Origin of the sequence: Halomonas marinisediminis, assembly GCF_004347715.1 — a bacterium.
Taxonomy (GTDB): Bacteria; Pseudomonadota; Gammaproteobacteria; order Pseudomonadales; family Halomonadaceae; genus Halomonas; species Halomonas icarae.
The window spans coordinates 140985-165346 of record NZ_SLTR01000002.1 but is presented as its reverse complement, the minus strand read 5'-3'; the positions used below and the strand labels follow the sequence as shown (position 1 = coordinate 165346).

Genomic DNA, 24362 nt, shown 5'->3' with positions numbered 1-24362 from the left:
GGCTCCGTTACGAGTGGGTGAGGACGCGCGTAAGCGAGGCGTCGAGCTTGTCGACGATCTCGTCCAGCTGGGCGTCGTCGAGGATGAAGGGCGGCGCCAGCAGGATATGATCGCCCCGGCGGCCGTCCAGGGTGCCGCCCATCGGGTAGCACATCAGGCCCTCGTCCATGGCGGCGCGCTTGACCGCCGCGTGCAGCTTGCGTTCGGGGTCGAAGGGCGTCTTGGCGTCACGCTCGGCGACCAGCTCAAGGCCGCGGAAGAGCCCCCGGCCGCGGATATCGCCGACGTGGGGATGGTCGCCGAAGCGCGCCTCGAGGCGCTGCTGGAGCCCCTCGCCCAGACTCACGACCCGCTCGAGCAGGCCGCGCGCCTCGATGGTGCGCTGCACCGCCAGGGCGGCGGCGCAGGCGGTGGCGTGGCCGATGTAGGTGTGGCCGTGCTGGAAGAAGCCCGAGCCCTCGGCGATGGCCGCGCGGATCCGCTCGCTGACCAGGGTAGCGCCGATCGGCTGGTAGCCGGCCCCGAGGCCCTTGGCGATAGTGACCAGGTCCGCCGTCACGCCCTCCTGCTCGGCGGCGAAGAGGGTGCCGGTGCGGCCCATGCCGCACATCACCTCGTCGAGGACCAACAGGATGCCGTGGCGATCGCAGATCTCGCGCACCCGCCTGAAGTAGCCGGGTACCGCCGGCACCGCGCCCAGCGTCGCGCCGACCACCGGCTCGGCGACGAAGGCCATCACGTTCTCCGGACCCAGGCGCTGGATCTCGGCCTCGAGCTCCGTGGCCAGGCGCTCGCCGTAGGCCTCCGGAGTCTCGCCGGGAGCCTGGTCGCGATAGGCGTAGCAGGGGCTGACGTGGCTCACCTCCACCAGCAGCGGCTCGAACTGCTGCCGGCGCCAGGCGTTGCCGCCGGTGGCGAGCGCGCCCAGGGTGTTGCCGTGATAGCTCTGGCGACGGGCAATCAGGTGCTTGCGCTGGGGTTCGCCGCGCTCGATGAAGTACTGGCGGGCAAGCTTCAGGGCCGCTTCCACCGCCTCGGAGCCGCCGGAGACGAAGTATACCGAGGAGAGGCCCGCCGGCGCCCGCTCGACCAGGAAGTCGGCCAACTCCTCCATCGGCTCGGTGGTGAAGAAGGAGCTGTGGGCATAGGCGAGCCGGCCCACCTGGTCACGCACCGCCTCGATCACCTCGGCATCGCTGTGGCCCAGGCAGGAGACCGCGGCGCCGCCGCAGGCGTCCAGGTAGCGCTTGCCCTGGGCGTCGATCAGGTAGGGGCCCTCGCCGCCCACGGCGGTCGGGTAGGCGTGCTTAAGGTGGCGGTGGAAGACGTGGCTCATGCGATCCTCTCGTAGGATATGCAAATTCATGATCCATTCTGATAAAACGGAAATATATTTGCAAATGGATTCGACTCTATCCTGACGCCGGAAACGACGAAGGCTACAATGCGCGCCTCAATCCCTGCAGGCCGATGCCCCCTCATGAGCTCCCCCTCCTCCCCACGACCGGACACCCTCGATGATCTCGAGCAGCTGCTCGCCACCCTCGAACAGGGCGAGGGACCGGTGCGGCTGGGCAAGCGCTCGCGTCGGGTACTCGCAGCCATGGTCACAGCACCCCAGCAGGCCGCGGTCTCGTCGATCAGCGAACTGGCCGAACGGCTGGGCGTCAGCCCCTCGACCCTGTCGCGACTGGCCCAGCGGCTGGGGTTCGACGGCTTCGCCGGCCTGCAGGCGGTGTTTCGCCGCCACATCACCGAGGGCAAGAGCTTCTATAGCGATCAGGTCTCGCGCCTGCTGGACAGCGAGGGAGATGACGATGCCCTCGCCCGGCTGGCCCGCCTGGGCCGCCAGGAGAGCGCCAATATCGCCGACACGGTGGCGGGGATCGATGGCGAGGCCTTCACCGAGGCGGCAGGGCTGCTGGTGGAAGCGAAGCGCGTGCGGGTTCACGGCATGCGCCAGTTCGCCTCGCTGGCCTCCTTCCTGGCCTATGGCCTGGGCATGCTGCGCGCCGATGCCGCACCGCTGGACGCCGTTCGCCACGGTGTGGCGGACGCCCTGGCCCAGCTCGAGGCGGGGGACGTGCTGGTGGTGGCAAGCTGCTTTCCCTACACCCCCAGCGTGCTGGCAACGGCGGAGGTAGCGGCGCGCCAGGGCGTGCGCGTCATCGCCCTGACCGACTCTCGGGGCTCACCGCTCGCCCGGGTGGCGCACCACGTCTTTCCGGTGCCCGACCACAGCCTCTTCTTCAGCAACAGCATGTGCGCCTTCATGCTGCTGGCCGAGGGGCTGCTCTGCGAGGTGGCGAACCGACTCGGCGATGCGGGGCTCGCCTCGCTGAAGCGGCGCGAGCAGTTGATCGGCGAGCTCAGCGAGTCGCTGTAGGTGCAGCTCGCGCCTTAGGCAGGAAGCCGTTCAGGGAATCAGGATGGTGGAACCGGTGGTCTGGCGCCCCTGCAGGGCGTCCTGGGCCTTGCCGGCCTCGGCCAGCGGGTAGCGCTGGGCGATATCGACCTTGACCTTGTCGCTCTTGAGCATCTCGAACAGCTCGGCGGCCATCATCTCCAGACGCTCGCGGGTATCGGCGTAGCCGTTGAGACTTGGACGCGTGGTGAAGAGCGACCCCTTCTGGTTGAGGATGCCGAGATTGACGCCCTCCACGGCCCCCGAGGCGTTGCCGAAGCTGACCATCAGCGAGCGCGGCTTGAGGCAGTCCAGCGATGTCTCCCAGGTGTCCTTGCCCACCGAGTCGTAGACCACATCACACATGGCACCATTGGTCAGCTCACGAACCCGTTCGACCACGTTCTCCCTGGTGTAGTCGATGGTCGCCCAGGCACCATTCCGCTCGGCAAGTGCCGCCTTCTCCGGCGAGCTCACCGTGCCGATCAGCTTCACCCCTAGCGCCCTGGCCCACTGACAGGCGATGGAGCCCACCCCGCCGGCGGCGGCGTGCCAGAGCACGGTCTCACCGGCCTCGAGGCGGTGGGTCTGACGCATCAGGTACTGCACGGTCAGCCCCTTCAGCATGCTGGCCGCGGCGGTTTCGAAGTCGACGCCCTCGGGCAACACCACCACCTTGTCGGCAGGCAGCGTATGCCGCTCGGCATAGGCGCCCAGGGGGCCCTGAGCGTAGGCGACGCGATCGCCCTCCCGAAGGTGCGTCACGCCCTCGCCCACCGCGTCAACCACCCCGGCCGCCTCGGTGCCGAGGCCGGTGGGTAGCGCGGGTGCCGGATAGAGGCCGGTACGGAAGTAGATGTCGATGAAGTTCAGGCCGACGGCCCGGTTGGCGACTCTTACCTCGCCGGGACCGGGGTCCGCCGGGGCGACGTCGACAAGCTCGAGGACCTCGGAGCCGCCGGTACGGGACAACTGGATACGCTTGGCCATGTCGCTGTTTTCCTTTGCTGGCTACTGGATGAACCCACCAGTCAAGCGCCAAGGCCTCCTGCGGTCAAGTCGTGCCCCTTCAAAGGGTGGCGGGAAAGGCTTCCAGGCCGCGGATAAAGCGCGCCTTGTAGTCATCGAACTGTTGACGGTCCTGCTTGAAGGACTGGATCACCGCCGCCTCGTCAAAGGTCAGCGCCTGCGGCAGGTCCTCCAGCGAAGCAGCCGGGTGCTTAGGGCCCAGGCCGATATGCACACCGGCCCTGCCTTCCAGCCAGCGTGAGACCCCTGCTTCGCTGAAGCGTCTCTTCTGCTCATCGTCCTGGGTATCGACGCGCAGGGGCGCCTTGAGCGCCAGCTCGGCGACCAGTCGTTCGGCAGGTCGCGCCACGCTTTGCTCGTCGAGCTCAGCCAGCAGCATGACGGTCATGCTGCTGCCATGCTCGTCAAGTACCAGCAGGGCCAGTGCGACGGGGCGCGCCTGATCATCCACCAGCGCCAGCACCCTGGCCGCCTCCTGTTCGACCAGCACCGCCAGGGTGCCGGCAAAGGTGGCCAGGGGGCGAAGGCCAGCCTCATGGCCATAGGCCTCGGCGCAGAGCCGGGCCAGGCACGCCTCGCGCTGGTGGGGGTTGTTGATATTCACGACTCTCATCTCACTCTCCTGCACCGGCGGCGGCGCTCTGGCTGCATCGAATCTGGCTGCATCGAAAGTGGCGCAGCCTACCATATCCAGACCAGGCCATATCCAGAACAGGTGGATGGCGATACGCTAGAGCGGCTATTCACCGCCGGTGACGGCGCTTCGCTGACCAGGACGATGGCTGATGCCCCACCCCGATATCTCTCTTCCCCGCCTGATGGCCCACCGGGGCCTCTCCTCCCAAGCCCCCGAGAACACGCTGGCCGCCGTACGCGCCGCCCATGACGCCGGCTGCAGCTGGGTCGAGCTTGACGTTCAGTTGCTGGGCGATGGCACCCCGGTGATCTGGCATGACGCCGGGGTCCGGCGCTGCTCCGATGCCCGCGGCAGGCTCGCCGATCTTGACCTGCCCGCCGCTCGGCGGCTCGACGTGGGGGGCTGGTTCTCCGATGCCTTCCGTGGCGAGCGTATCGCCACCCTGGACGAGATGCTGACGCTGATCGACGAGCTGGGGATGGGGCTCAACCTGGAGCTCAAGGTCAACCGTGGGCGCAATGCCGAAGCGCTGGTCGAGGCGTCGCTTCCGGCCGCCCTCGAGGCCCTGCCCCCGGAGCGACTGATCGTCTCCTCCTTCAATGACCAGGCCCTGAGCCAGGCGCGCCGGCTGGCGCCCGCTTCGCGGCTGGCGCTGGGTGTCCTCTTCGAGGGGGTCGGTCGCGGCTGGCAGAAGCGCTGCGCCGGGCTCGAGGCCTACAGCATCCATGCCGACTGGCGTCGGCTGAGCCGTCGGGCGGCCAAGGCGATCAAGGAGAATGGCTACGCCCTGCTCTGCTATACCCCCAACGACCCAACCGCCTTCACCCATCAGTGGCAATGGGGTGTCGATGCGGCGATCAGCGATGTCCCTGATCGCTTTATCGATCACCTTCCCTGACCCGCTCCCTCAACGACCACGGGCCGCACAGAGGCGGCCCATGGTCATCGGGTAACCTCAAGCAGGCTACCCCCTCTTCACCTTGCTGATGATCCACAGCAGGATCAGCGCGCCGACCACGGCACTGAACAGCGACCCCAGAAACCCGCCGGTACCCATGCCGAGGATCTGCTTGAAGATAAAGCCGCCGATCACCGCGCCGACCACACCGACGCCGATATTGCCGAGGATGCCGAAGCCCCCTCCCCGCATGATATGGCCGGCGATCCAGCCGGCCAGGCCACCAATAATCAACCAGGCGATAATTCCCATGATGCCTCCCGTATGTGTCGTGACGAATAGTGAGTGGTGAGTAGTAAATGGAGAGTGTGATGTGGCGCCAGTATAAAGACGCTAGAAGGAAGAGCCCGGTTGTGCCAGAAACTCCAGCTCCTCGGGGGTAGAGTCACGGCCCAGGATGGCATTGCGGTGGGGATAACGCCCGAAGCGCAGAATGATCTCGCGATGGCGATGCTCGACACCCAGGTGCCTCTCGAGGCCCGGCTGATCGAACAGCCATGCTGCCTGCTCGTGGATCACCGCCGATTCGCTATGCATGAAGGGCATATACAGGAAGGCTCGCCTCTTGGGTGGCAGCTCGGCATCGTCGCCGCAAGCCACCGCTTCCTGCGCGAGTACCAGCGCCATGGGATCGGCAGCGAAAGCCGCCGGGGTGTCGCGATGAATATTGCGCGAGAACTGGTCGAGCACGATGATCTCGCCAAGTCGACCCGCCGGCGTCTCTCGCCAGCGCCACAGCTCGCCACGACAGGCCGCGGCCAGACAGGCACCGAAGCGTCTGGCGATCTCGGCATCCAGGCGTGGATCCTTGCGGAACCACTGGGCCGGCTTGAGCTCATCAAACCAGAATGTCAGCACCTCATCCGATGACACCATGCCGTCCTCTCCTCCCTCTCTCCTCCCCCTCCTCGTTACAACTCGCCTCGCGCTCTCGCCGCCTTCTCAAGCGGTCTTCTCTTGCTCCTGCGAGCGTCTTACGCTCCCTTCACCGCGCCCTGGTGGCTCACCGGGATGTGGTTATCGAGCAGCGTAGCATGCTCGGTTTCCTGGGCCAGCACCTCGAGCAGCTCGGGCACCAACCGCTCCGGCGCCGTGCCATTACGGTAGAGTGCCGCCACCGACCGAGCCACGTCGTCCTGCGCCGCCAGCTCGTCGGCCATTCGACAGTAGTATTCGAGATCCTTGCTGGCATTGGCCACGCTGAAGCGAAAGCCCGCCGGGTCGCTGGCCTCGATATAGGGCCGTAGCCGCTCCAGCACCACGCCGGCGCCACCGCCGCTACCCAGCACCTCGAGCAGCGCGGCATCGTCGATGCCAGCCCGGCGCGAGGCCGCCGCTGCCTCCAGCAACACCGCCGAGAAACCCAGCGACACGTAGTTGTGCAGCAGCTTGAGGGTGTGCCCCGCGCCTACCTCGCCGGCATGGGTGATGGTCTCGGCGAAGCTGGCCAGCAGCGGGCGCATGGCGCTGAACAGCGATACCGGTGCCCCCACGATCAGATTGAGCCGCCCCGCTTCCGCCTCGCGGGGGGTGCGGGTCATGGCGGCATCCATGAAACGACCGCCGGCCTCGGCCACGCGCCGCGCCACCGCCGTGGTCGAGCCGGGTAGCGCCGTGGAGCAGTCGATCACCACCCCGCCCTCGGCCAGCCCGGATAACACGCCTTCGGGTTCGAACAGCACCGCCTCGACCTGGGGCGAGCCGGTCACACACAGCAGCACCACATCGCTGACCGCGGCCACCTCACGCCCGCTGGCCACCACCTGGGCCCCGGCAGCCTGCAGGTCGGCCACCGGCTGGTTACCGGGATGATCGAGCAGGGTCAGCGGATAGCCCGCCTTGAGGATGTTGCGGGCGATGCCGTGGCCCATCAGGCCGGCACCCACCAGGCCCACTCGCCGGATCTGCGTCATCGTTCTCTCCTTGCTGATGGTTAGCGACGTTCAGCCGTGGCGCAGGGCGACGGTCTTGAGCCGGGTGTAGCTGCGCAACCCCTCGAAGCCCTTCTCGCGCCCGTGCCCCGAGCGCCCCACCCCGCCGAACGGCAGCTCGACGCCGCCGGCCGCACCGTAGTTGTTGATAAACACCTGGCCGCTGCGGATGCCCCGCGCCAGGCGCAGCTGACGCCCGCCGTCACGAGTCCAGACCCCGGCGCACAGCCCGAAGTCGGTGGCATTGGCCAGGCGCAGCGCCTCGCCCTCGTCACGGAAACGCTGCACCGCCAGCACCGGGCCGAACAGTTCCTCGCGCAACACCATATGGCCCTCAGGAATCTCGGTGAGCAGCTGCGGCACCACGAAGTGGCCCCGGGCCGGTGCCCCATCGGCCAGGTGTCCTCGGGCCAGCACCCGGACGCCGCTGGACTCGGCCTCGGCCAACCGCGCCTCCAGCCGGGCCTTCTGTGCGGCGCTGATCAGCGGTCCGCAGTCGGCATCTGCCTCGCCCACGTCGCAGCGCAGCGTCTCGAAACGGGCCGCCAGCTCACGCAGCACCTGATCGGCGATCTCCTCCTGCACCAGTAGCCGACTACCCGCAGAGCAGGTCTGGCCAGCATTCTGGACGATGCCGCGCACCACCGCGGGCAGCGCCGCGTCGAGGTCGGCATCCGCGAACAGCAGCTGGGGGGACTTGCCACCCAACTCCATGGTGGTGGGCACATGCCGCTCGGCGGCGGCCTGGGCCACCCGGGTGCCGGTCTCCGGCGAGCCGGTGAAGGAGAGGTGGTCGATGTCCGGGTGGGCCGCCAGGGCCGCCCCCGCCTCGCCGCCCAACCCCGGCACCAGATTGAGCACTCCGGGGGGCAGCCCCTGCTCGACGGCCAGCTCGGCCAGGCGCAGCACGCTCAGACAGGCCTGCTCGGCGGGCTTGAGCACCACCGTGTTGCCGGTGGCCAACGCCGCGGCCACGCAGCGGCCGAAGATCTGCGCCGGGTAGTTCCAGGGAATGATCTGTGCGCAGACGCCGTAGGGCTCGCGCAGGGTCATGACGGCGAAGTCGTGCTCGAAGGGGATGGTCTCGCCGTGCAGCTTGTCGGCACCGCCGGCGTAGAAGCGGAAGTAGCGTGCACAGGCGGCGATATCGCCACGTGCCTGGCTCAACGGCTTGCCGGTGTCGGCGCACTCCAGCGCCGCCAGGCGCGCCTGGTCGGCCTCGATGGCCGCGGCAAAGGCCGCCAGCCACTCGCCACGGCGGCGGGCCGTCCAGTGGACCCACTCTCCCAGCTCTCCGGTCAGCGCCCGGCGGGCGGCACGCACCGCGGCGTCCACGTCCGCCGGCTGACAGCGGGCGATATGGCCCAGCTCGGTGCCATAGGCCGGCGCCTCGACGGCCAGTCGCTGGGGCGTCTCGATCCAGCGCCCACCGATCAGCGCAGCGACGGGGGGCAGGGTATCCGGGGGCAGAATCGATGATGGCATGCTCAGGGTTCCTCACGACGGGCGGAGACGGGGGCGGCACCGGCGGTGGCCGGCGTCAGCGATGAACTACGGCGCGCCACCGAGCGGTAGCGCCAGGGGGCGGCGATGCGGAAGAAGCGCTCGACCACGGCGGCCTCGGTGGGGGTGGTGACCCGCGACACCAGCACGAACAGCGGCAGGTTGACCAGCAGCCCCCAGAAGCCGGCGTGGATGCCCAGCGGATGGGGCCACAGGGTGGTGAAGGCAACGGTGATCACGAAGCCGGCCAGGATGCCGGCCGCCACCCCGGCCCGGGTGGCCCGCGGCCACAGGAACATGCCGACGAAGGCCGGCAGCACCTGGGAGGCAAAGCCCAGTCCAATCAGCAGGATCATCACCAGATTGCCCGGTTCGGCGATCGCCAGCGGCGCCACCACCAGCGCCATCAGGGGGAACAGCAGCCAGCGCGCCAGTCGGCCGGCCTGACGGTCCGACAGCTTGAGTGCCGGCTGCAGCACATCGCGACTGCAGGTCAGCGCCACGGAGTGCAGGAACGGCTCGCAGGAGGACATCGACGCCGCCAGGGTACCGGCGCCCAGCAGGCCCACCAGCAGCGCCGGCAGATGCTGCATGGCGTACTCCAGGGCCACGGTGTCGGCGCGCGCCAGCTCGGGCAGCGAGAAGATGCCGATAAAGCCCACCACCACCATGGGCAGGATCACCAGGTAGTAGGTGGGCAGCCAGGTGGCGCTGCGCCGAATGGTGCGCGCCGAGGAGGCGCTCATCCACTGGGTCCAGACCGGCGGCATGAACGACACCATGGAGACCAGGATCGAGGTGGTCCAGAAGGCGAAGCTCATGTCGCCGCTCGCGCCGGGCAGGGTCAGAAACTCGGGATGCTCGCGCTGCAGCCGCGCGAACACCGCGCCGAAACTCCAGCTGCCGGTGGCGCTGTGGGTGGCCCACAGCCCGATGCACCAGGCGACGAACAGCATCAGTACGCCCTGGAAGGCGTTGGTCTTGCCGATCGCCCGCTGGCCACTGGCGTAGAGGTAGACGGCGATGCAGCTCAGCACCAGTATCACCCCGGCCCAGATCGGAATCCGCCCGCCGCTCATCACGAACAGGATGTAGGCCGAGCCGATGGTCTGCAGCACCGCATAGGCCACCGAGCCCACCGACATCACCAGCGCCGCCAGGGCGCCCAGCGCCGGGCTCTGGTAGCGGTCGGCGATGGCGCTGGCCTGGGTCACATGGCCGAAGCGCTCGCCGAAGGCCCACACCTTGGGCCCGAAGTACCAGGCGACCAGCGCCAGGTAGGCCAGATAGATCGCCACATAGAACACCGGAATGCCCTTGGCATAGGCCCAGCCCGGCGCCCCCATGAAGGTGTAGGCGCTGACGCTGCCGGCGGCGATCAGCAGGTAGAGGGTCACCGGCCCCATGCTGCGCCCGGCCACGCCCCACTCCTCCAGGCTGCTCATGGAGCGTCCGCCCCGGGCGCGCAGGCCGATCACCATGGCGATGGCCACGTAGCCGAGGGTAATGATCAGCGGCAGTGAACTAGTCATCGTCACCGTCCTCCTCGGCCACCAGCCGGTTGCCCAGCGCCATCACGGCGCAGCAGGCGAAGATGATCAGATAGCTCCAGGCCGCCACCGCCGGCAGCCCCGCCACCAGCGTCGGGCGGTTGATCCAGCCGATCACCGGCCAGATGCCGGCGACAATCACCGCCACGAAGCCGGCCAGCACCAGCCAGCCGCGCCAGCTGGCGGGTCGAACGAAGCGTTGCGACATCGGTCTCTCTCCTTGTTCTTGTCGTGCTCTTGTTCTTGTCGTGCTCTTGTTCTTGCCATGGCCTTGTTGCCGAGCGCGCCTGTCGAATGCCGCCGAGTTCGGCGGCGGCCTCAGGCCGGCGGCGCCGGCCACTGGGTGACCGGCCCGACCCAACGCTCCAGAGCGTGCGCCAGGCGCAGCACCAACGCATCGTTGAAGCGCGCGGCGATCAGCTGCACACCCAACGGCATGCCGTCGCGGCTGAAGCCGCCGTTGAGCGAGATCGCCGGCTGCTCGCCCATGTTCCACGGCACGGTGTAGACGATGTGCTCGAAGGGACGTTGGGGGTCATTGGTCGGCGACGGCCACTCGGCGGGGAAGGCGATCATCGGCGTTGTCGGCGACAGCACCGCATCGACTTCGGCGAACACCCCTTCGGTGGCACGCCGCATGGCCAACGTCTGCTCGAAGCCCTGCACCACCTCGGTGCCGCTCAGCCGGGCACCATCATCCGCCCAGGCCAGGATCTCCGGCAGCACCTTGGAACGCTCTTCCGGCGGCAGCGCCTCGAGCTCGCTCCACTGACGCGCCCGCCAGAAGCGATCGAGCCCATCGAGCATGGTCCGCGTCATCACCGGTGCCAGCGGCACCAGGGTGGCCCCGGCCGCCTCGAAGTGATTTGCCGCCGCCTCGACGCAGGTGGCGATCTCATCATTCAGCCCCAGTCCACAGCCCGCCTCCAACATCACGCCGATGCGCAGGCCGCGCATCGGCTGCTCCAACGACTGCCAGTCGATGCTTTCGGGCGGCAGGCGCATGGCATCGCGACGGTCGGTGCGCGACAGGCTACCCATCATCAGCGCCACGTCGGCCACGCTGCGGGTCATGGGGCCCGCGCAGCGTCCAACATAATACGGATCGATGGGCACCCGGCCCAGGGTAGGTTTAAAGCCCACCACGCCGCACCATGCCGCCGGCAGGCGAATCGAGCCGCCGATGTCGGTCCCGACATGCAGCGGCCCGTAGCCAGCCCCCGCCGCCGCCGCGGCACCGGAGCTGGAGCCGCCCGGATTACAGGAGAGATCCCAGGGGTTGCGGGTCAGGCCGTGAAAGGAGGAACGCCCCGACGACAGCATGCCGTAGTCCGGACAGGTGGTCTTGGCGATCAGCAGGGCACCATCCTCGGCGAGCCGCGCGGTGGGCGGAGCATCTTCGGTGGCGGGCGGATGCTCTCCGGCCAGGGTACCGTGAGGAATCGGCGTGCCCTTGGTGGCGATCAGCTCCTTGATCGTGACCGGCACGCCATCCAGTGCGCCCCGCGGCTCACCCTTGGCCCAGCGGACACTGGACGCCCGAGCCGCCTCGCGAAGCGCCTCTGGCGCATAGGCGTACAGTGCATTCAGCTGCGGCTCCCAACGGGCAATATGCGCGATCAGCGCCTCCACGTACTCGCTGGGCGACAGCCGCTTGTCGCGGTAGGCGGCCAGCAGTTCGGTCGCCGTCCAGGCCAGACACTCCGCCATGCCCCTCTCCTTTTTTTATCAGTTGCGGGTTGTCGTCTCATCATGGCCGGCCACAACATCCACCGCTATTGCAATCTTGGCGCCCGGGTGTCCACAAAATGTGTTCACCCAAGGGGCGCTAATGCATTGAAGGCGGACCTGCAACAGGCGCAGGCCGCCAGCAGCTAGGCGCTATTCATCGACGCTACCAGTCGCTCCAGGCACGCTTGCATGGCGAAGCTGGGTGTTCGATGACGGTAGACGCAAAGATCGACCCGGGCACGCTCCAGCTCCCCCGCGAGCAACGGCACCGCCACCAGCAGGCCCTGTCGACACTCACGAGCCACCGCCATGGCCGGCAGCAGCAGCAGAGCACTGCCCTCCATGGCCAACGCCTTCTGAGTCTCCAGCGAGGCGGTAGCGAAGGTCGGTGTAAGGTTCAGCTTTCGGGCCTTGGCCGACCGCTCCAGCGCCTGGCGTAACCCGAACCGCTCATCGGGTAGCGCCAGGGGCACGCCAACCAGCTCCGCCAGGGTTAGGCGCTTGCGCCCAGCCAGCGGATGAGCGGGCGCCATCACCGCGCAGTGTTCGAGTTCGGCGCTGGCCACGCACTCGATATCTTCCCGCGGCGGCATGAAGAATCCCAGTCCAATGTCGGCATCCCCTGCGCGCAGCCCGGCGAGCACACCGCCGGCGCTGGCGGTGCTGATCTCGAAGGTTAGCCGGGGGTGGTCGCGATTCAGCTCGGCCAGCACCGGTACCAGCAGCCCGGCCACGGTGCCCTCGGCAGCGAGTAGCGCCACTCGACCGGTATGCAATCCTTTCAGGTCGGCAATGCGCGCCTCGACTCTCTCCAGATCCCGCAGCGTGCGGCGTGCCTGCTCGGCCAGCAGCTCGCCGGCCGGGGTTAGCCGGATGCCCTCCGGACCGCGCTCCAGGAGCGGCGCGCCGAGCTGATGCTCCAGCAGATCGATCTGTCGACTGATCGCGGTAGGCGCTATATGTAGCCGCGAGGCCGCCTGCCGCAACGACCGACACCGGGCCACGGTGTCGAAGTAGCGCAACGCTCTCGAGTGCATTTCGAGTTTTCCATAGCTGGTCAATCATCAGTGATCAACAACATACCATTCGGAAAGGCTCCGCCAGAGAGCTTGAACGGTGGATGTCACTGCCGCATGCATGGCTCTCCTGATACCATCCCCGATCTGACACCACAAGCGAGGAGCGTCAGCGCATGAATCCCGACCCGCTCTGGTCGATGATCACCTATCTGTTCAATATCCTCGGCATGCTGATCTGCCTGGGGGGCTTGAGCCTGGCCCACTACAGCCGCCACCTGTGGCCGGGACGCCTCATCGCCGGCGCGGGATTCTTGCTGGCCGCCTCACCGACCCTCTACGGCCTTGTTGCCGGCTGACGGAGCCCCCGCATGCGCCAGCCCTTCACCCGTGAGCTACAGGATCTACTGGAGCGCGGCCGCGACCGCCAGCTGCGGCTGGCGGTCACCGGCCTCTCCCGCGCCGGCAAGACCGCCTTTCTCACCTCCCTGGTCAATCAGCTGCGTCATGCCGGCCTGGAGGCGCGCCTGGACCTGCTGCCTGCCGCCAGGGAGGGCCGCCTGCTGGGTGCCCGACGTATCAGCCAGCAGGACCTGGGGGTGCCACGCTTCCCTTACGACCAGGCCATGGCGGCACTCTCGGCGACCCCGCCGCGCTGGCCGGAACCGACCCGCGGCATCAGCGAACTGCGCCTGACCATCCGCTACCGTCCGGCACGCCCCGGCCTGCTGGGGGGCGACTCCCGCCAGCTGACTCTGGACCTCTTCGACTATCCGGGCGAATGGCTCCTCGATCTGCCGCTGCTGGGCCTGGACTATCCGGGCTGGTGTGCGCGACAACATACCCTGGAAGGCAGCCAGCGCGCGGCCCACTTCGCCGACTGGCAGGCCGCGGTGGCCAGGCTCGACCTCGCCGCCGAGGCCGACGAGGCGCAGCTGGCCGAGATCAGTGAGCACTTCGCCGCCGGGCTTCGCAGCGCCCGGGAGGCGGGCTTCGCCGATCTGCAGCCCGGTCGCTTCCTGCTTCCCGGGGACCTGTCTGGCGCGCCGGTCCTGCAGTTCTTCCCGCTGCCCGGAGTGGACGACACGGACCCCTCTGTCCTGGCCGGCCTATCCGAGTCGAGCAACTACGCTACCCTGGCGCGGCGCTTTCGTTACTATCAGCAACATGTGGTGCGCCCCTTCTATCGCGACCATTTCCGGCGTTTCGATCGTCAGATCGTGCTGGTCGATCTGCTGGGAGCGCTGAATGCGGGTCCCGAGCGTTTTCAGGACCTTTCCCGGGCACTTGCCAACCTGATGCAGAGCTTCGATTACGGCCAGCGCAGCCTGCTCTCGCGGCTATTCGCCCCGCGTATCGATCGCCTGGCCATCGCCGCCACCAAGGCCGATCATGTAACGCCCGAACAGCACCCTCGCCTGGTGGCGCTGCTCGAGGCCCTGCTGACCGAGCCCCTCAAGGACCTGCGCTATGCCGATGTCCCCGTACGCGCCCTGTCACTGGCGGCGATCCGCGCCAGCGAGTCACGCGAGGTCGAGAGCCAGGGGCGGCGCACCCCGGCGCTGCGCGGCACCGGACTGGATGGCGAGCCGCTGCTGATCTATCCCGGCGAGGTGCCGGAGCGACTTCCCGACGACGCCTTCTGGACACGTCAGGGCTTCGACTTTCCGGCCTTCCGCCCGCTGCCCATGGAAGATGGCGCCCTGCCCCATATCCGCATGGATGCCGCCCTCGACTGGCTGATCGGAGACAAGCTGACGTGAGCACGCCCCATGACCCCCGCCCCGGACGGCGTTTCTCCCTGGAGGAGCCGCCCCCCTCCCCCGCACCAAGGGATCCGCGCCCACCCGAGGCCTATGCCCACGACCTGCCGAGCCAGGCACTGGCTACGAGCCATGAGCCAGCCGAAGTGGCGATAGAGGCCAGCCTGGGGCGCCCCCGCAAGCGCCGCTGGGGATTGCTGATGCTGCTTGGCGGCACCCTGGGGCTGGGGACCATCGAGGCCGGCACCACCCTGTATGCTGCTGGTCTTGGCGGCGACTGGCTGGCCGGCGCCTGGAGCCTGCTGTTGCTGATCGCCCTGGCCCTCGGCGCAAGCGCCCTCGGCCGCGAACTCTGGCGGTTGCGCCGACTGCGCCGCCATGACCGGCTACGCAAGCGTCTGGGAGACCTCTCCACGGCCACCCGCGGCGAGGCCGACGCCACCGCCGATACCCTGCGCCGTGCCCTTGACCTGGATACCGACCATCCGCACTGGCAGGCCTTCCTGACCGCGCGACAACCCCATCACGGCGCGGCCGAACTATATACTCTGCTCGACCATCACCTGCTGGCCCCACGCGATCGGGCGGCCCGCCGTCTGATCTCTCGGATGTCCGGAGAGACCGCGGTCATGGTGGCGGTCAGCCCGCTCACCCTGGTGGACATGTCGCTGGTGGCCTGGCGCAGCCTGGCGATGGTCGACCGTCTGTGTCGCCTCTACGGGCTGGAACTGGGCTATGCCGCCCGCCTGCGCCTGCTGCGGGAAGTGCTGCGCCAGATGGCCTTCGCCGGCGCCACCGAGATGGCCGGCGAGGCCGGCATGGAGATGCTCTCGATGAACCTGGCCGGGCGCCTCTCCACACGGGCCGCCCAGGGGCTCGGCATCGGCCTGACCAGTGCGCGGCTGGGGCTGCGCACCCAGCGTCTGACTCGCCCGTTGTCCTTCGAGGAGGAGCAGGCCCCGCGCCTGGCGGATCTGCGCCGGGAGCTATGGCAGCAGCTGCGTCGCCTCGAGGCGGAGGGGGAGCGTGGCGGACCTGATGCAGGTCAAGCTTAGGCCCACCGGGCGCCATGGCACATGACCCGTGCTGGGAAAGCGGCTAGGCTCGAGTTAGGCCCCAACCGATAAGGAGTCTCACCGTGTATACCTCCATTCTGGTTCCCGTCGATGGCTCCAAGCACGCCCAGCAGGCGCTCGCCGTGGCCTGCCAGCTGGCACAGCAGAGTGAGACCAGGCTGACCCTGCTGCATATCCCCGAAAAGCTCGCCCACGATACGCTGCTGGTGTGGGGCATCGGCGCTGTCGACCTCAAGGCCTCGGAAGAGGAGCTCGAGGCAGCCGGTCGCAAGATCGTGGCGCGCGCCGAGCAGGCCGCCCGCGACGCCGGAATCTCCAACGTCGAGACAGTGATCGCCCAGGGCGATCCGGCACGGACCATCCTCAGCGAGTCACACAGGCGAGGCGTCGACGCCATCGTCATGGGCAGCCGCGGCCTGGGCGATCTCAAAGGGTTCGTGGTGGGCAGCGTCTCCCACAAGGTGGCACACGCCGCCGAATGCTCGGTCATTACGGTGAGCTGAGCCCACAAGACACGCTTGGTGCCGGCCCCGGCAGGCGTCGTCTTGCGTTACCGGCACCTGCGTTCCGCGCCAAGCCACTGATTCATGGCGCGCCCTCGCGACGTGTTTGGCGCGGCGAGCGGGAATCCGTATAGTGGCCAGCCTACCCCCGCCACACGTTCGTGATCATGCTGCAGAACAACGCCTTGCTTGCTCAGCTCAAGCAACAGATTCGCTCCACCACCCCTCGTGTCGAGGGCGTGATCAAGGCCACCGAGAAGGGCTTCGGCTTTCTCGAAACCGATGAGGGCGACTCCTACTTCGTACCGCCCCCCGCCATGAAGCAGGTGCTGCATGGCGATCGCGTGGCAGCGGTGCTTCATGAGGAGGGCGAGAAGAAGAGCGTCGAGCCCGACACCCTCATCGAACAGGGACTGGAGCGCTTTATCGCCCGGGTCCAGAAGCGCGATGGCCGGCTGGCCGTGGTGCCGGACCACCCCTCCATCAAGAATGTCCTCAAGGCCCGCATCAAGCGCAGCCTCGATGAGAGCACCATCGGCGATGCCGACTGGGTGGTGGCACGCCTGGTACGCCACCCCCTGAAGGCCGACGACCGCGGCTTCTTCACCCAGATCGACGAGCTGGTGGCCAAGGCTGATGACCCGGCCGTGCCGTGGCGCGTGACCCTCGCCCGCCACGCCCTGGAGCAGGAGTGCCCGGACGCTGGTGACGACTGGCCGCTGCGTGACGAGGGCCTCGAGCGGGTGGACCTGACCGCCGAGCCGTTCTTCACCATCGACGGCGAGAAGACCCGCGACATGGACGATGCACTGCGCATCGTGCCGCGTGCGGAGGGCGGCTGGGACCTCAGCGTGGCCATCGCCGACCCCACCGCCTACGTCGAGGAGGGGCATGCCGCCGACCTCGAGGCGCGCACCCGTGCCTTCACCGTCTATCTGCCGGGCCAGAACGTCACCATGCTGCCCGAGCAGCTGGCCGACGACCTCTGCTCGCTGTGGGAGGAGAAGGAGCGCCCCGTGCTGGCCTGCACGCTGACCGTGCACGCCGATGGCAGCCTGGGCGACTACCGTTTCTTCGCCGCCACCGCGATGTCGCATGCTCGTCTGGCCTACGACCGGGTATCCGACTGGCTCGAGGGCCAGGGCGACTGGGCGCCGGCAGACGCGATCGGCGAGCAGCTCAAGGCGCTGCGCGACCTCACTGAGGCACGCAGTGCCTGGCGTGCCGAGCACGCCCTGGTGTTCAAGGATCGTCCCGACTTCGTCTTCGATCTGGACAGTGCCGGCAATGTGCTGGATATCCGCACCGAGGAGCGGCGTATCGCCAATCGCATGATCGAGGAGTCGATGATCGCCGCCAACGCCTGCTGTGCCGACCTGCTGTCGGAGCATATCGGCCACGGTATCTTCAACGTGCACCGCGCCTTCGAGGATGACAAGGCCGAGGCCGCCCAGGAGTTCCTGGCCAGCCAGGAAATCGCCGTGGAGCGCGAGGCGCTTACCGAGCTGCCCCGCTACAAGGAGCTCAAGCGTGAGCTGGAAGGCCGCGATGACGCCTGGCTCGACGCCCGCCTGCGCCGCTTCCAGGGCTTCACCAGCATGTCGGCCAAGCCCGGCCCGCACTTCGGCCTGGGCCTCCCCGCTTATGCCACCTGGACCTCGCCGATCCGCAAGTATGGCGACATGGTCAACCATCGCCTGATCAAGCGAGTGCTCAAGGGGGAGCAGGCACCGGCCGAGGCGAGCCTCGAGCTCACCGAGCAGCTCACCGAGCGGCGCCGCCTCAACCGGATGGCCGAGCGTGACGTCAAGGACTGGCTCTACGTGCGCTACCTGACGCCGGCCGCCGAATCCCAGGAGACCTTCGACGCCGAGATCATCCAGATCAACCGCGGCGGCATGCGCGTGCGTCTGACGGCCAACGGTGCCACCGCCTTCGTGCCGGCACCGATGATGCACAGTGAGCGCACCAAGGTCGCCATCGACGACAAGGAAGGACGTATCCAGATCGAGAGCGAGGAGCGCTACAAGCTCGGCGATCACGTTCGCGTGGCGCTGATCGAGGCCCGCGAGGAGACCCGCTCGCTGGTGGCGCGCCCCGCCGAGTAATCTCGCCTCTCCCCCAAGAAGCACGCAAGCTCGCAGGCGATTGCCATGCCGATCCCGCCATGGCGATCGCCCTGCTCCCTCCCGCCCCCGCGTCGAGGGTCGTCGAACGACGGCAATTGTGGCATTGTTTATTCAACAATGAAGAACAAGGGTTCCGAATAGGCCGGTCATGCCAGGCCGCTTCGGGATCGACGCAAGGGAAACCCCATGGCCTATCGCTGGGGACTGCGCGGACAGTCCACCCTGAGCCTGCTGCTGGCCTGTCTGCTGGCCCTGATTCCAGCCCTTCTGATCGGCTGGCTGGCCCTCGACAATGTCCGTCACCACTTCGCCACACGCTACGCCGAGCAGTACACCCTTCTGCACATGCAGAAGATTCTGACCCCCGTTTCCCGTGAGCTGGCTCTCTCCCGACGCTTCGCCGACTCGGTAGTGACCCGCGAATGGCTCGGCGAGCCGGATCACGCGGCACGCCGTGACCGCTTCTTCCGCGAGGCCAGAGGGTTTCGCCAGCAGTTCAGTGGTGACGCCTACTTCATCGTCAATCACGAGACCGGCAACTACTACTACAATGACGGCCTTGCCCCTCAGAGCCGTCTTCCTCGCTACCGGGTCGTTCCCGACGATCCCGACAACGCCTGGTACTTCGCGACCATGGCCGGCGGCGACGGCTACAACATCAACGTCAACCTCGACGCCAAGCTGGAGCTGGCCAAGGTCTGGTTCAACGTCAAGATCATGGACGGCGACCGCCCCCTGGGTCTGGCCGGCGGCGGCCTCGACCTGAGCCGCTTCCTCGACGACTTCATGCGCAGCAGCGCCCCCGGTCTGACGCCGCTTATCATCGATGCCCGGGGTGCCATTCAGGCCCACCCCGACCGCAGCCAGCTGGCGCTGAGTTCCGGCGCACTGACCGACCTCAACGATGACGCCCCCCGTCTGCAGGCGCTGCTCGGCAACGATGCCCAGCGCAACCGGCTGGAGGCGTCAATCGCCGATGTGCAGCGACATCCCGGCACGGTAGTCACCCTGGAAGCGGAGCTCGAGGGTGCACCGCGCCTGGTCACGTTGGGCTATATCCCCGAGCTCAAGTGGCTGGTGGTGACGGCCCTGGACCTGAAGAGCGCCCCGCTTATCGACAGCCGCTGGCTTCTGCCCCTGGCGAGTGCCCTGCTGCTGGTATTCCTGATCCTGATGGCGGGATTCGCCTACGGTATCGAACGCCTGGTTCTCGCCCCCCTGCGCCGGCTGCAGCATTCGGCCCAGGCCATCGCCAGCGGCGACTACGACAGCCGTCTGCCGACCGAGCGCCGTGACGAAATCGGCGAGCTGTCGAGGGCCTTCTCGCATATGGCGGGTCAGGTACAGCGTCACACTCGCGAACTGGAAGAGAAGGTTCGCCGGCGGACCCAGGCCCTGGAGTCCAGCAACGCGAGGATGACCGCGGCCCGCCGCCAGATCGACGCCTCTCTGGAGTATGCCAGCATCATCCAGCGCGCCATCCTTCCCGACCGACAACTGGCACGCCACCTGGCCGACCGCCATGCGCTTCTGTGGCGCCCGCGAGACCAGGTCGGCGGTGACTTCTACATCTTTCACGCCACCGACGGTGGCTATCTGATGGGGGTGGTCGACTGTGCCGGGCATGGTGTGCCGGGGTCGCTGATGACCATGCTGGCTCGAGCGATCATCGACCACGCCATCCTCAAGGTGGGAGCCGACGACCCGGCGGGCATCCTCAACGAGACCCACCGCCAGAGTCGCGAGACGCTGCATCACGAGAGCCTGCCCGCCTCCATCGCCACCAATATGGATATCGGCCTGGTCTGGATAGAGCGCGACGGCGAACAGCTGACGTTCGCCGGCGCCAAGATGTCGCTCTATGCCAGCGACGGTGAGGAGCTGGCGATCTACCCCGGCGGCCGCCGCGCCCTGGGCCAGAGGCGCGCCATGACCTACGAGAATCGCACCCTGCCGCTGCATGGTCACTGGACCTACTCCCTCTGCTCCGATGGCTTCCTCGACCAGGCGGGGGGCGAACACGGCTTCGGCTTCGGCAATGCCCGCTTCGAGCAGATGCTCAAGCGCCATGCCACCGCCCCGCTTGATCAGCAGATCGCCCGCTACGAAGCGGAGCTCGATGCCTATCGTGGCCAGCATCCCCAGCGCGACGACATTACCCTGCTATGCTTTCGCTTCACGCCGGCCGCGTCAGCGGATACCTGATCACGGCGCCATCACCAACCTCATACGCGGAGAGGCCATGGACCTTCTGACCTTGCGTAACACCTATCTCCAGCAGCGCATCATGCTGTGCTTCAACGGCCCCATCTCACGCAGCCTGATCGAGGAGATCGGGCACGCGCTGCGCAACTACCTGAACCATCAGTCTGCGGCGCCATCGGCGGCCATGGATGTCTTCGCCGTCTATATCGAGATGACCCAGAATATCCGTCACTATGCGACCCGCCGCGAGTATGGGGAGGAGGATGCGACCGCGACCATCGCCGTGGCGCGAGACAGCGAAGGGCACTATCAGGTATCGGCCGGCAACCTGGTGGAAGACGCCGACGGCCAACGCCTGGTCGAGGCCGTGGAGAGCCTGGCCCCCCTGGATGCGGCGGCTCTCAAGCGTGCCTACAAGCAGCAGCTGCGACGCCCCCGCGACGAGTCGGCCGACAGCGGCGCGGGCCTGGGGCTGATCGACATGGCGCGCAAGTCGACCCGCCCGCTGGTGGCGTCTCTGCAGCCACTATCCTCAGGCCGAAGCTTCTTCAACCTGACGGCGACCATCTAAAGGGAGAGTGATCATGAACCAGGACCTGAACCTGGCGGGTAGCGTGTCCACCCCCGCCATCCAGAGTGACTGGCAGGCGGGACGCCTCTGCATGCAGGGAGACTCCTATCCGGAGAACTCCTATGAGCTGTTCGGCCCGGTGATCGACTGGGTCGAGAGCTATCTTACCCAGGAGTCACGCCCTCTCGAACTCCGCCTCGAGCTGGTCTATCTCAACACCAGTTCGGTAAAGGTCATGATGGATATCTTCGACCTCCTCGAGGAGGCCTACCAGGGGGGCCGCCGGGTCGAGGTCGTGTGGCACTACGATGTCCGCAACGACCGCATCGCCGAGCTGGCCGAGGAGTTCAAGGAGGACTGCAGCTACCCCTTCACCATTCGTGCCCTGGAAGTGTCCACGTGAGCCAACGCGAGCGGGAGCTGCTGGAGGAGGTGGCGGACCTGCTGGCGACGGAGGAGTACCGGGGCCACAGGCTGCACTCGGCGCTGCAGCGCCTCTATCGGCATCACCTGTCGCAGCAGGAGCGGCTGGAACGGTTGGTCACCATCGCCGACGGCTTTCAGAAGGGGGCCCAGCAGGACCTGCAGGAGACACGGCAGCAGCTCGAGCGTCAACACCGACGCCAGCACAAGCTATCGCGCATCGCCGACGGGTTTCAAGACCTCCTGCACGAGCGCAACCAGGCGCTCCGGGATGTTTCGCGCCAGGACCCCCTGACCGGCCTGGCCAACCGACGCTGTCTGCATGAACGGCTGGAAGGGCTGACCGTCGGTACCGCTCGCCAGAGCGGTACGCTGAGCCTGGTGATGCTGGACATCGACCACTTCAAGGCCGTCAACGACTGCCATGGGCACGTCACCGGCGACCGGGTCCTGGTGACCCTCGCCAAGCACCTGATGGGGTCGCTGCGACAGCATGACATGTGCGGGCGCTGGGGCGGGGAAGAGTTCCTGCTGGTGCTGCCAGAGACGCCACTCGACAAGGCCCACCTCCTGGTGCAGCGACTGACCGATCAGTTACGAGACCTCAGAATACCAGCCGATGGCGATACCCTCTCGGTCTTTATCACCGCCAGCGCCGGCATCGCCGAATGGCAGCCCGGCGAGGGGTATCAGGCCACCATCGAGCGCGCCGACCGGGCCCTGCTGGCCGCCAAGCGCCAGGGGCGCGACCGCTGCTGCCTCGCCGAGGCATAGATCCCCTGCCCCTCGCCCCGAAAAAGGCCTACGAAAAAGGGCACCCGAAGGTGCCCTTTGGCTATCGCTCTACATGAGCAGCAACTGACTTACCAGCCGGTCACTTCCTTCAGCGCGTCGCCGATCTGAGCCAGGGAGCGCACGGTCTTCACACCGGCATCTTCCAGGGCGGCGAACTTCTCGTCCGCGGTACCCGTGCCACCGGAGATGATGGCACCGGCGTGGCCCATGCGCTTGCCGGGAGGCGCGGTGACGCCGGCGATGTAGGAGACCACCGGCTTGGAGACGTTGGCCTTGATGTAGGCGGCCGCCTCTTCCTCGGCGGTGCCGCCGATCTCGCCGATCATCACGATCGCCTCGGTGGCCGGGTCCTTCTCGAACATCTCGAGGATGTCGATGAAGCTGGAGCCCGGGATCGGGTCGCCGCCGATGCCCACGCAGGTGGACTGGCCGAAGCCGTGATCGGTGGTCTGCTTGACCGCCTCGTAGGTCAGGGTGCCGGAACGCGACACGATGCCGACCCGACCGGGCTTGTGGATATGGCCCGGCATGATGCCGATCTTGGTCTCGCCGGGAGTGATAACGCCCGGGCAGTTGGGGCCGATCAGGCGCACGCCCAGCTCATCACACTTGACCTTGACATCGAGCATGTCGAGGGTCGGGATGCCTTCGGTGATGCACACGATCAGCTTGATGCCGGCGTTGGCAGCCTCGAGGATCGAGTCCTTGCAGAACGGGGCCGGCACGTAGATCACGCTGGCCTCGGCGCCGGTCTTCTCCACGGCTTCCTTGACGGTGTTGAACACCGGCAGACCGAGGTGCTCCTGGCCGCCCTTGCCCGGGGTCACGCCACCGACCATCTGGGTACCGTAGGCGATGGCCTGTTCGGAGTGGAAGGTCCCCTGGCCACCGGTGAAGCCCTGGCAGATGACCTTGGTGCTCTTGTCGATCAGGATGCTCATTACTTGCCCTCCGCTGCCTTGACTACCTGCTGAGCCGCATCGGTGAGGCTCTCGGCAGCGATGATGTTGAGTCCGCTGGATGCCAGCTTCTCGGCGCCCAGTTCGGCGTTGGTACCTTCCAGACGCACCACGACCGGCACATTGACACCGACCTGCTCGACGGCACCGATGATGCCCTCGGCGATCATGTCGCAGCGCACGATGCCGCCGAAGATGTTGACCAGCACGGCCTTGACGTTGTCGTCGGAGAGGATCAGCTTGAAGGCCTCGGCCACGCGCTCCTTGGTGGCGCCGCCGCCAACGTCAAGGAAGTTGGCCGGGCTGCCGCCGTGCAGGTTGACGATGTCCATGGTACCCATCGCCAGGCCGGCACCGTTGACCATGCAGCCGATATTGCCGTCGAGGGCCACGTAGTTGAGTTCCCACGCCGCGGCCTCGGCCTCACGCTCGTCCTCCTGGGAGGGGTCACGCATGGCCTGCAGGTCCGGATGGCGGTAGAGGGCGTTGCCGTCCAGGCCGATCTTGGCGTCGAGGCAGTGCAGGTTGCCCTCGTCGGTGATCACCAGCGGGTTGATCTCGAGCAGCGCCAGATCCTTGTCGTGGAACATCTTGGAGAGGCCCAGGAAGATCTTGGTGAACTGCTTGACCTGGTCACCCTTCAGGCCCAGGGCAAAGGCCAGCTCACGCGCCTGGTAGGGCTGTGCACCCACCAGCGGATCGATCTCGGCCTTGAGAATCTTCTCGGGGGTCTCCTCGGCGACCTTCTCGATCTCGACACCGCCCTCGGTGGAGGCCATGAAGACCACGCGGCGGGTGCCACGGTCGACCACGGCACCCAGATACAGCTCGTCGGCGATATCGGTGCAGGTCTCGACCAGGATCTTGGCGACCGGCTGACCATTGGCGTCGGTCTGGAAGGTCACCAGGTTCTTGCCCAGCCACTGCTCGGCGAAGGCCTTGGCCTCCTCCGCGCTCTTGACCAGCTTGACACCACCGGCCTTGCCGCGACCGCCAGCGTGGACCTGGGCCTTGACAACCCACATGTCGCCGCCGATCTTCTTGCAGGCTTCCGCGGCTTCTTCGGGGGTATCCACGGCAAAGCCCTTGGACACCGGCAGACCATAGTCGGCAAACAGCTGCTTGCCTTGATACTCGTGAAGGTTCATCGATTCATGCCATTGGTTGCATGTGACTCGA

Annotated in this window: 24 protein-coding genes; 11 read left to right on the top strand and 13 right to left on the bottom strand. The window is 67.3% G+C overall.

The window, feature by feature from the left end:
• Nucleotides 1-7: 7 nt before the first annotated feature.
• Nucleotides 8-1336, bottom strand: a complete 1329-nt coding sequence (locus E0702_RS02510) for an aspartate aminotransferase family protein (protein WP_132041392.1) — start codon at nt 1334-1336, stop codon at nt 8-10.
• Between the two features lie 144 nt (nt 1337-1480).
• Here E0702_RS02510 and E0702_RS02505 point away from each other — a divergent pair, with 144 nt between their 5' ends.
• Entirely contained in the window at nt 1481-2386 is a 906-nt protein-coding gene (locus tag E0702_RS02505) for a MurR/RpiR family transcriptional regulator (RefSeq protein WP_132041391.1), read from the top strand.
• Between the two features lie 30 nt (nt 2387-2416).
• Here E0702_RS02505 and E0702_RS02500 read toward each other — a convergent pair whose 3' ends face one another.
• Nucleotides 2417-3394 (bottom strand): NADPH:quinone reductase, encoded by a 978-nt coding sequence (locus E0702_RS02500; RefSeq protein WP_132041390.1) that lies wholly within the window; start codon nt 3392-3394, stop codon nt 2417-2419.
• Between the two features lie 79 nt (nt 3395-3473).
• Nucleotides 3474-4046, bottom strand: coding sequence for a hypothetical protein (locus tag E0702_RS02495; protein ID WP_132041389.1), 573 nt, complete (start codon nt 4044-4046; stop codon nt 3474-3476).
• 172 nt (nt 4047-4218) lie between these two features.
• On the opposite strand from E0702_RS02495, the gene E0702_RS02490 reads away from it, so the two are divergent.
• Nucleotides 4219-4968 (top strand): glycerophosphodiester phosphodiesterase family protein, encoded by a 750-nt coding sequence (locus E0702_RS02490; RefSeq protein WP_132041388.1) that lies wholly within the window; start codon nt 4219-4221, stop codon nt 4966-4968.
• 66 nt (nt 4969-5034) lie between these two features.
• Here E0702_RS02490 and E0702_RS02485 read toward each other — a convergent pair whose 3' ends face one another.
• The 8 genes from E0702_RS02485 to E0702_RS02450 form a co-directional block, all read right to left on the bottom strand.
• Nucleotides 5035-5280, bottom strand: coding sequence for a GlsB/YeaQ/YmgE family stress response membrane protein (locus tag E0702_RS02485; RefSeq protein WP_132041387.1), 246 nt, complete (start codon nt 5278-5280; stop codon nt 5035-5037).
• An 81-nt stretch (nt 5281-5361) separates the two neighbouring features.
• Nucleotides 5362-5904 carry a DUF924 family protein gene (locus tag E0702_RS02480; RefSeq protein ID WP_132041386.1) on the bottom strand — a complete coding sequence of 181 codons (543 nt, stop codon included), beginning with the start codon at nt 5902-5904 and terminating at the stop codon, nt 5362-5364.
• A 98-nt stretch (nt 5905-6002) separates the two neighbouring features.
• On the bottom strand, nt 6003-6941 hold the full coding sequence (locus E0702_RS02475; RefSeq protein WP_132041385.1) for an NAD(P)-dependent oxidoreductase: 939 nt from the start codon (nt 6939-6941) through the stop codon (nt 6003-6005).
• Nucleotides 6942-6971: 30 nt separating this feature from the next.
• The gene (locus tag E0702_RS02470; protein WP_132041384.1) at nt 6972-8444 is read right to left on the bottom strand and encodes an aldehyde dehydrogenase family protein; all 1473 of its coding nucleotides are present in this window, start codon (nt 8442-8444) and stop codon (nt 6972-6974) included.
• Between the two features lie 2 nt (nt 8445-8446).
• Nucleotides 8447-9994, bottom strand: a complete 1548-nt coding sequence (locus tag E0702_RS02465) for a sodium:solute symporter family protein (RefSeq protein ID WP_132041383.1) — start codon at nt 9992-9994, stop codon at nt 8447-8449.
• Nucleotides 9987-10220 carry a hypothetical protein gene (locus tag E0702_RS02460; RefSeq protein ID WP_132041382.1) on the bottom strand — a complete coding sequence of 78 codons (234 nt, stop codon included), beginning with the start codon at nt 10218-10220 and terminating at the stop codon, nt 9987-9989. The genes E0702_RS02465 and E0702_RS02460 overlap by 8 nt, the downstream gene beginning before the upstream one ends.
• Before the next feature lie 110 nt (nt 10221-10330).
• Complete coding sequence (locus E0702_RS02455; protein ID WP_132041381.1) at nt 10331-11722, bottom strand: amidase; 1392 nt, start codon at nt 11720-11722, stop codon at nt 10331-10333.
• Between the two features lie 164 nt (nt 11723-11886).
• Nucleotides 11887-12780, bottom strand: a complete 894-nt coding sequence (locus tag E0702_RS02450; RefSeq protein WP_132041380.1) for a LysR family transcriptional regulator — start codon at nt 12778-12780, stop codon at nt 11887-11889.
• Between the two features lie 155 nt (nt 12781-12935).
• On the opposite strand from E0702_RS02450, the gene E0702_RS02445 reads away from it, so the two are divergent.
• From E0702_RS02445 to siaD, 9 genes are all read left to right on the top strand, one after another.
• Nucleotides 12936-13118, top strand: coding sequence for a hypothetical protein (locus E0702_RS02445; protein WP_132041379.1), 183 nt, complete (start codon nt 12936-12938; stop codon nt 13116-13118).
• 12 nt (nt 13119-13130) lie between these two features.
• Entirely contained in the window at nt 13131-14522 is a 1392-nt protein-coding gene (locus E0702_RS02440; protein ID WP_132041378.1) for a YcjX family protein, read from the top strand.
• On the top strand, nt 14519-15577 hold the full coding sequence (locus E0702_RS02435) for a YcjF family protein (RefSeq protein ID WP_240721651.1): 1059 nt from the start codon (nt 14519-14521) through the stop codon (nt 15575-15577). Before E0702_RS02440 ends, E0702_RS02435 begins: the two co-directional genes overlap by 4 nt.
• Before the next feature lie 83 nt (nt 15578-15660).
• Nucleotides 15661-16101, top strand: a complete 441-nt coding sequence (locus E0702_RS02430; RefSeq protein ID WP_132041377.1) for a universal stress protein — start codon at nt 15661-15663, stop codon at nt 16099-16101.
• Nucleotides 16102-16268: 167 nt separating this feature from the next.
• Nucleotides 16269-18209, top strand: coding sequence for an exoribonuclease II (locus E0702_RS02425; protein ID WP_132041376.1), 1941 nt, complete (start codon nt 16269-16271; stop codon nt 18207-18209).
• Nucleotides 18210-18416: 207 nt separating this feature from the next.
• On the top strand, nt 18417-20435 hold the full coding sequence (gene siaA / locus E0702_RS02420; protein WP_132041375.1) for a biofilm regulation protein phosphatase SiaA: 2019 nt from the start codon (nt 18417-18419) through the stop codon (nt 20433-20435).
• Between the two features lie 37 nt (nt 20436-20472).
• Nucleotides 20473-21006 (top strand): biofilm regulation protein kinase SiaB, encoded by a 534-nt coding sequence (gene siaB / locus E0702_RS02415; RefSeq protein ID WP_132041374.1) that lies wholly within the window; start codon nt 20473-20475, stop codon nt 21004-21006.
• A gap of 13 nt (nt 21007-21019) precedes the next feature.
• Nucleotides 21020-21409, top strand: a complete 390-nt coding sequence (gene siaC / locus E0702_RS02410) for a biofilm regulation phosphoprotein SiaC (RefSeq protein ID WP_132041373.1) — start codon at nt 21020-21022, stop codon at nt 21407-21409.
• On the top strand, nt 21406-22203 hold the full coding sequence (gene siaD, locus E0702_RS02405) for a biofilm regulation diguanylate cyclase SiaD (RefSeq protein WP_132041372.1): 798 nt from the start codon (nt 21406-21408) through the stop codon (nt 22201-22203). Before siaC ends, siaD begins: the two co-directional genes overlap by 4 nt.
• A gap of 89 nt (nt 22204-22292) precedes the next feature.
• Here siaD and sucD read toward each other — a convergent pair whose 3' ends face one another.
• Nucleotides 22293-23165: a succinate--CoA ligase subunit alpha gene (gene sucD, locus E0702_RS02400; protein WP_132041371.1), complete on the bottom strand. Its 873-nt coding sequence runs from the start codon at nt 23163-23165 to the stop codon at nt 22293-22295.
• A complete protein-coding gene (gene sucC, locus E0702_RS02395) occupies nt 23165-24331 on the bottom strand; it encodes an ADP-forming succinate--CoA ligase subunit beta (RefSeq protein ID WP_132041370.1) in 1167 nt (388 codons plus the stop codon). The genes sucD and sucC overlap by 1 nt, the downstream gene beginning before the upstream one ends.
• Between the last annotated feature and the right edge of the window lie 31 nt (nt 24332-24362).

Coding starts and splice junctions, on each gene's coding strand:
- E0702_RS02495 (WP_132041389.1), bottom strand. CDS start 4,046: ATGAGAGTCGTGAATATCAACAACCCCCACCAGCGCGAGGCGTGCCTG.
- E0702_RS02500 (WP_132041390.1), bottom strand. CDS start 3,394: ATGGCCAAGCGTATCCAGTTGTCCCGTACCGGCGGCTCCGAGGTCCTC.
- E0702_RS02490 (WP_132041388.1), top strand. CDS start 4,219: ATGCCCCACCCCGATATCTCTCTTCCCCGCCTGATGGCCCACCGGGGC.
- E0702_RS02510 (WP_132041392.1), bottom strand. CDS start 1,336: ATGAGCCACGTCTTCCACCGCCACCTTAAGCACGCCTACCCGACCGCC.
- sucC (WP_132041370.1), bottom strand. CDS start 24,331: ATGAACCTTCACGAGTATCAAGGCAAGCAGCTGTTTGCCGACTATGGT.
- E0702_RS02425 (WP_132041376.1), top strand. CDS start 16,269: ATGCTGCAGAACAACGCCTTGCTTGCTCAGCTCAAGCAACAGATTCGC.
- siaB (WP_132041374.1), top strand. CDS start 20,473: ATGGACCTTCTGACCTTGCGTAACACCTATCTCCAGCAGCGCATCATG.
- E0702_RS02475 (WP_132041385.1), bottom strand. CDS start 6,941: ATGACGCAGATCCGGCGAGTGGGCCTGGTGGGTGCCGGCCTGATGGGC.
- E0702_RS02465 (WP_132041383.1), bottom strand. CDS start 9,994: ATGACTAGTTCACTGCCGCTGATCATTACCCTCGGCTACGTGGCCATC.
- siaA (WP_132041375.1), top strand. CDS start 18,417: ATGGCCTATCGCTGGGGACTGCGCGGACAGTCCACCCTGAGCCTGCTG.
- E0702_RS02470 (WP_132041384.1), bottom strand. CDS start 8,444: ATGCCATCATCGATTCTGCCCCCGGATACCCTGCCCCCCGTCGCTGCG.
- E0702_RS02450 (WP_132041380.1), bottom strand. CDS start 12,780: ATGCACTCGAGAGCGTTGCGCTACTTCGACACCGTGGCCCGGTGTCGG.
- E0702_RS02480 (WP_132041386.1), bottom strand. CDS start 5,904: ATGGTGTCATCGGATGAGGTGCTGACATTCTGGTTTGATGAGCTCAAG.
- E0702_RS02445 (WP_132041379.1), top strand. CDS start 12,936: ATGAATCCCGACCCGCTCTGGTCGATGATCACCTATCTGTTCAATATC.
- E0702_RS02485 (WP_132041387.1), bottom strand. CDS start 5,280: ATGGGAATTATCGCCTGGTTGATTATTGGTGGCCTGGCCGGCTGGATC.
- E0702_RS02505 (WP_132041391.1), top strand. CDS start 1,481: ATGAGCTCCCCCTCCTCCCCACGACCGGACACCCTCGATGATCTCGAG.
- E0702_RS02455 (WP_132041381.1), bottom strand. CDS start 11,722: ATGGCGGAGTGTCTGGCCTGGACGGCGACCGAACTGCTGGCCGCCTAC.
- sucD (WP_132041371.1), bottom strand. CDS start 23,165: ATGAGCATCCTGATCGACAAGAGCACCAAGGTCATCTGCCAGGGCTTC.
- E0702_RS02440 (WP_132041378.1), top strand. CDS start 13,131: ATGCGCCAGCCCTTCACCCGTGAGCTACAGGATCTACTGGAGCGCGGC.
- E0702_RS02460 (WP_132041382.1), bottom strand. CDS start 10,220: ATGTCGCAACGCTTCGTTCGACCCGCCAGCTGGCGCGGCTGGCTGGTG.
- siaC (WP_132041373.1), top strand. CDS start 21,020: ATGAACCAGGACCTGAACCTGGCGGGTAGCGTGTCCACCCCCGCCATC.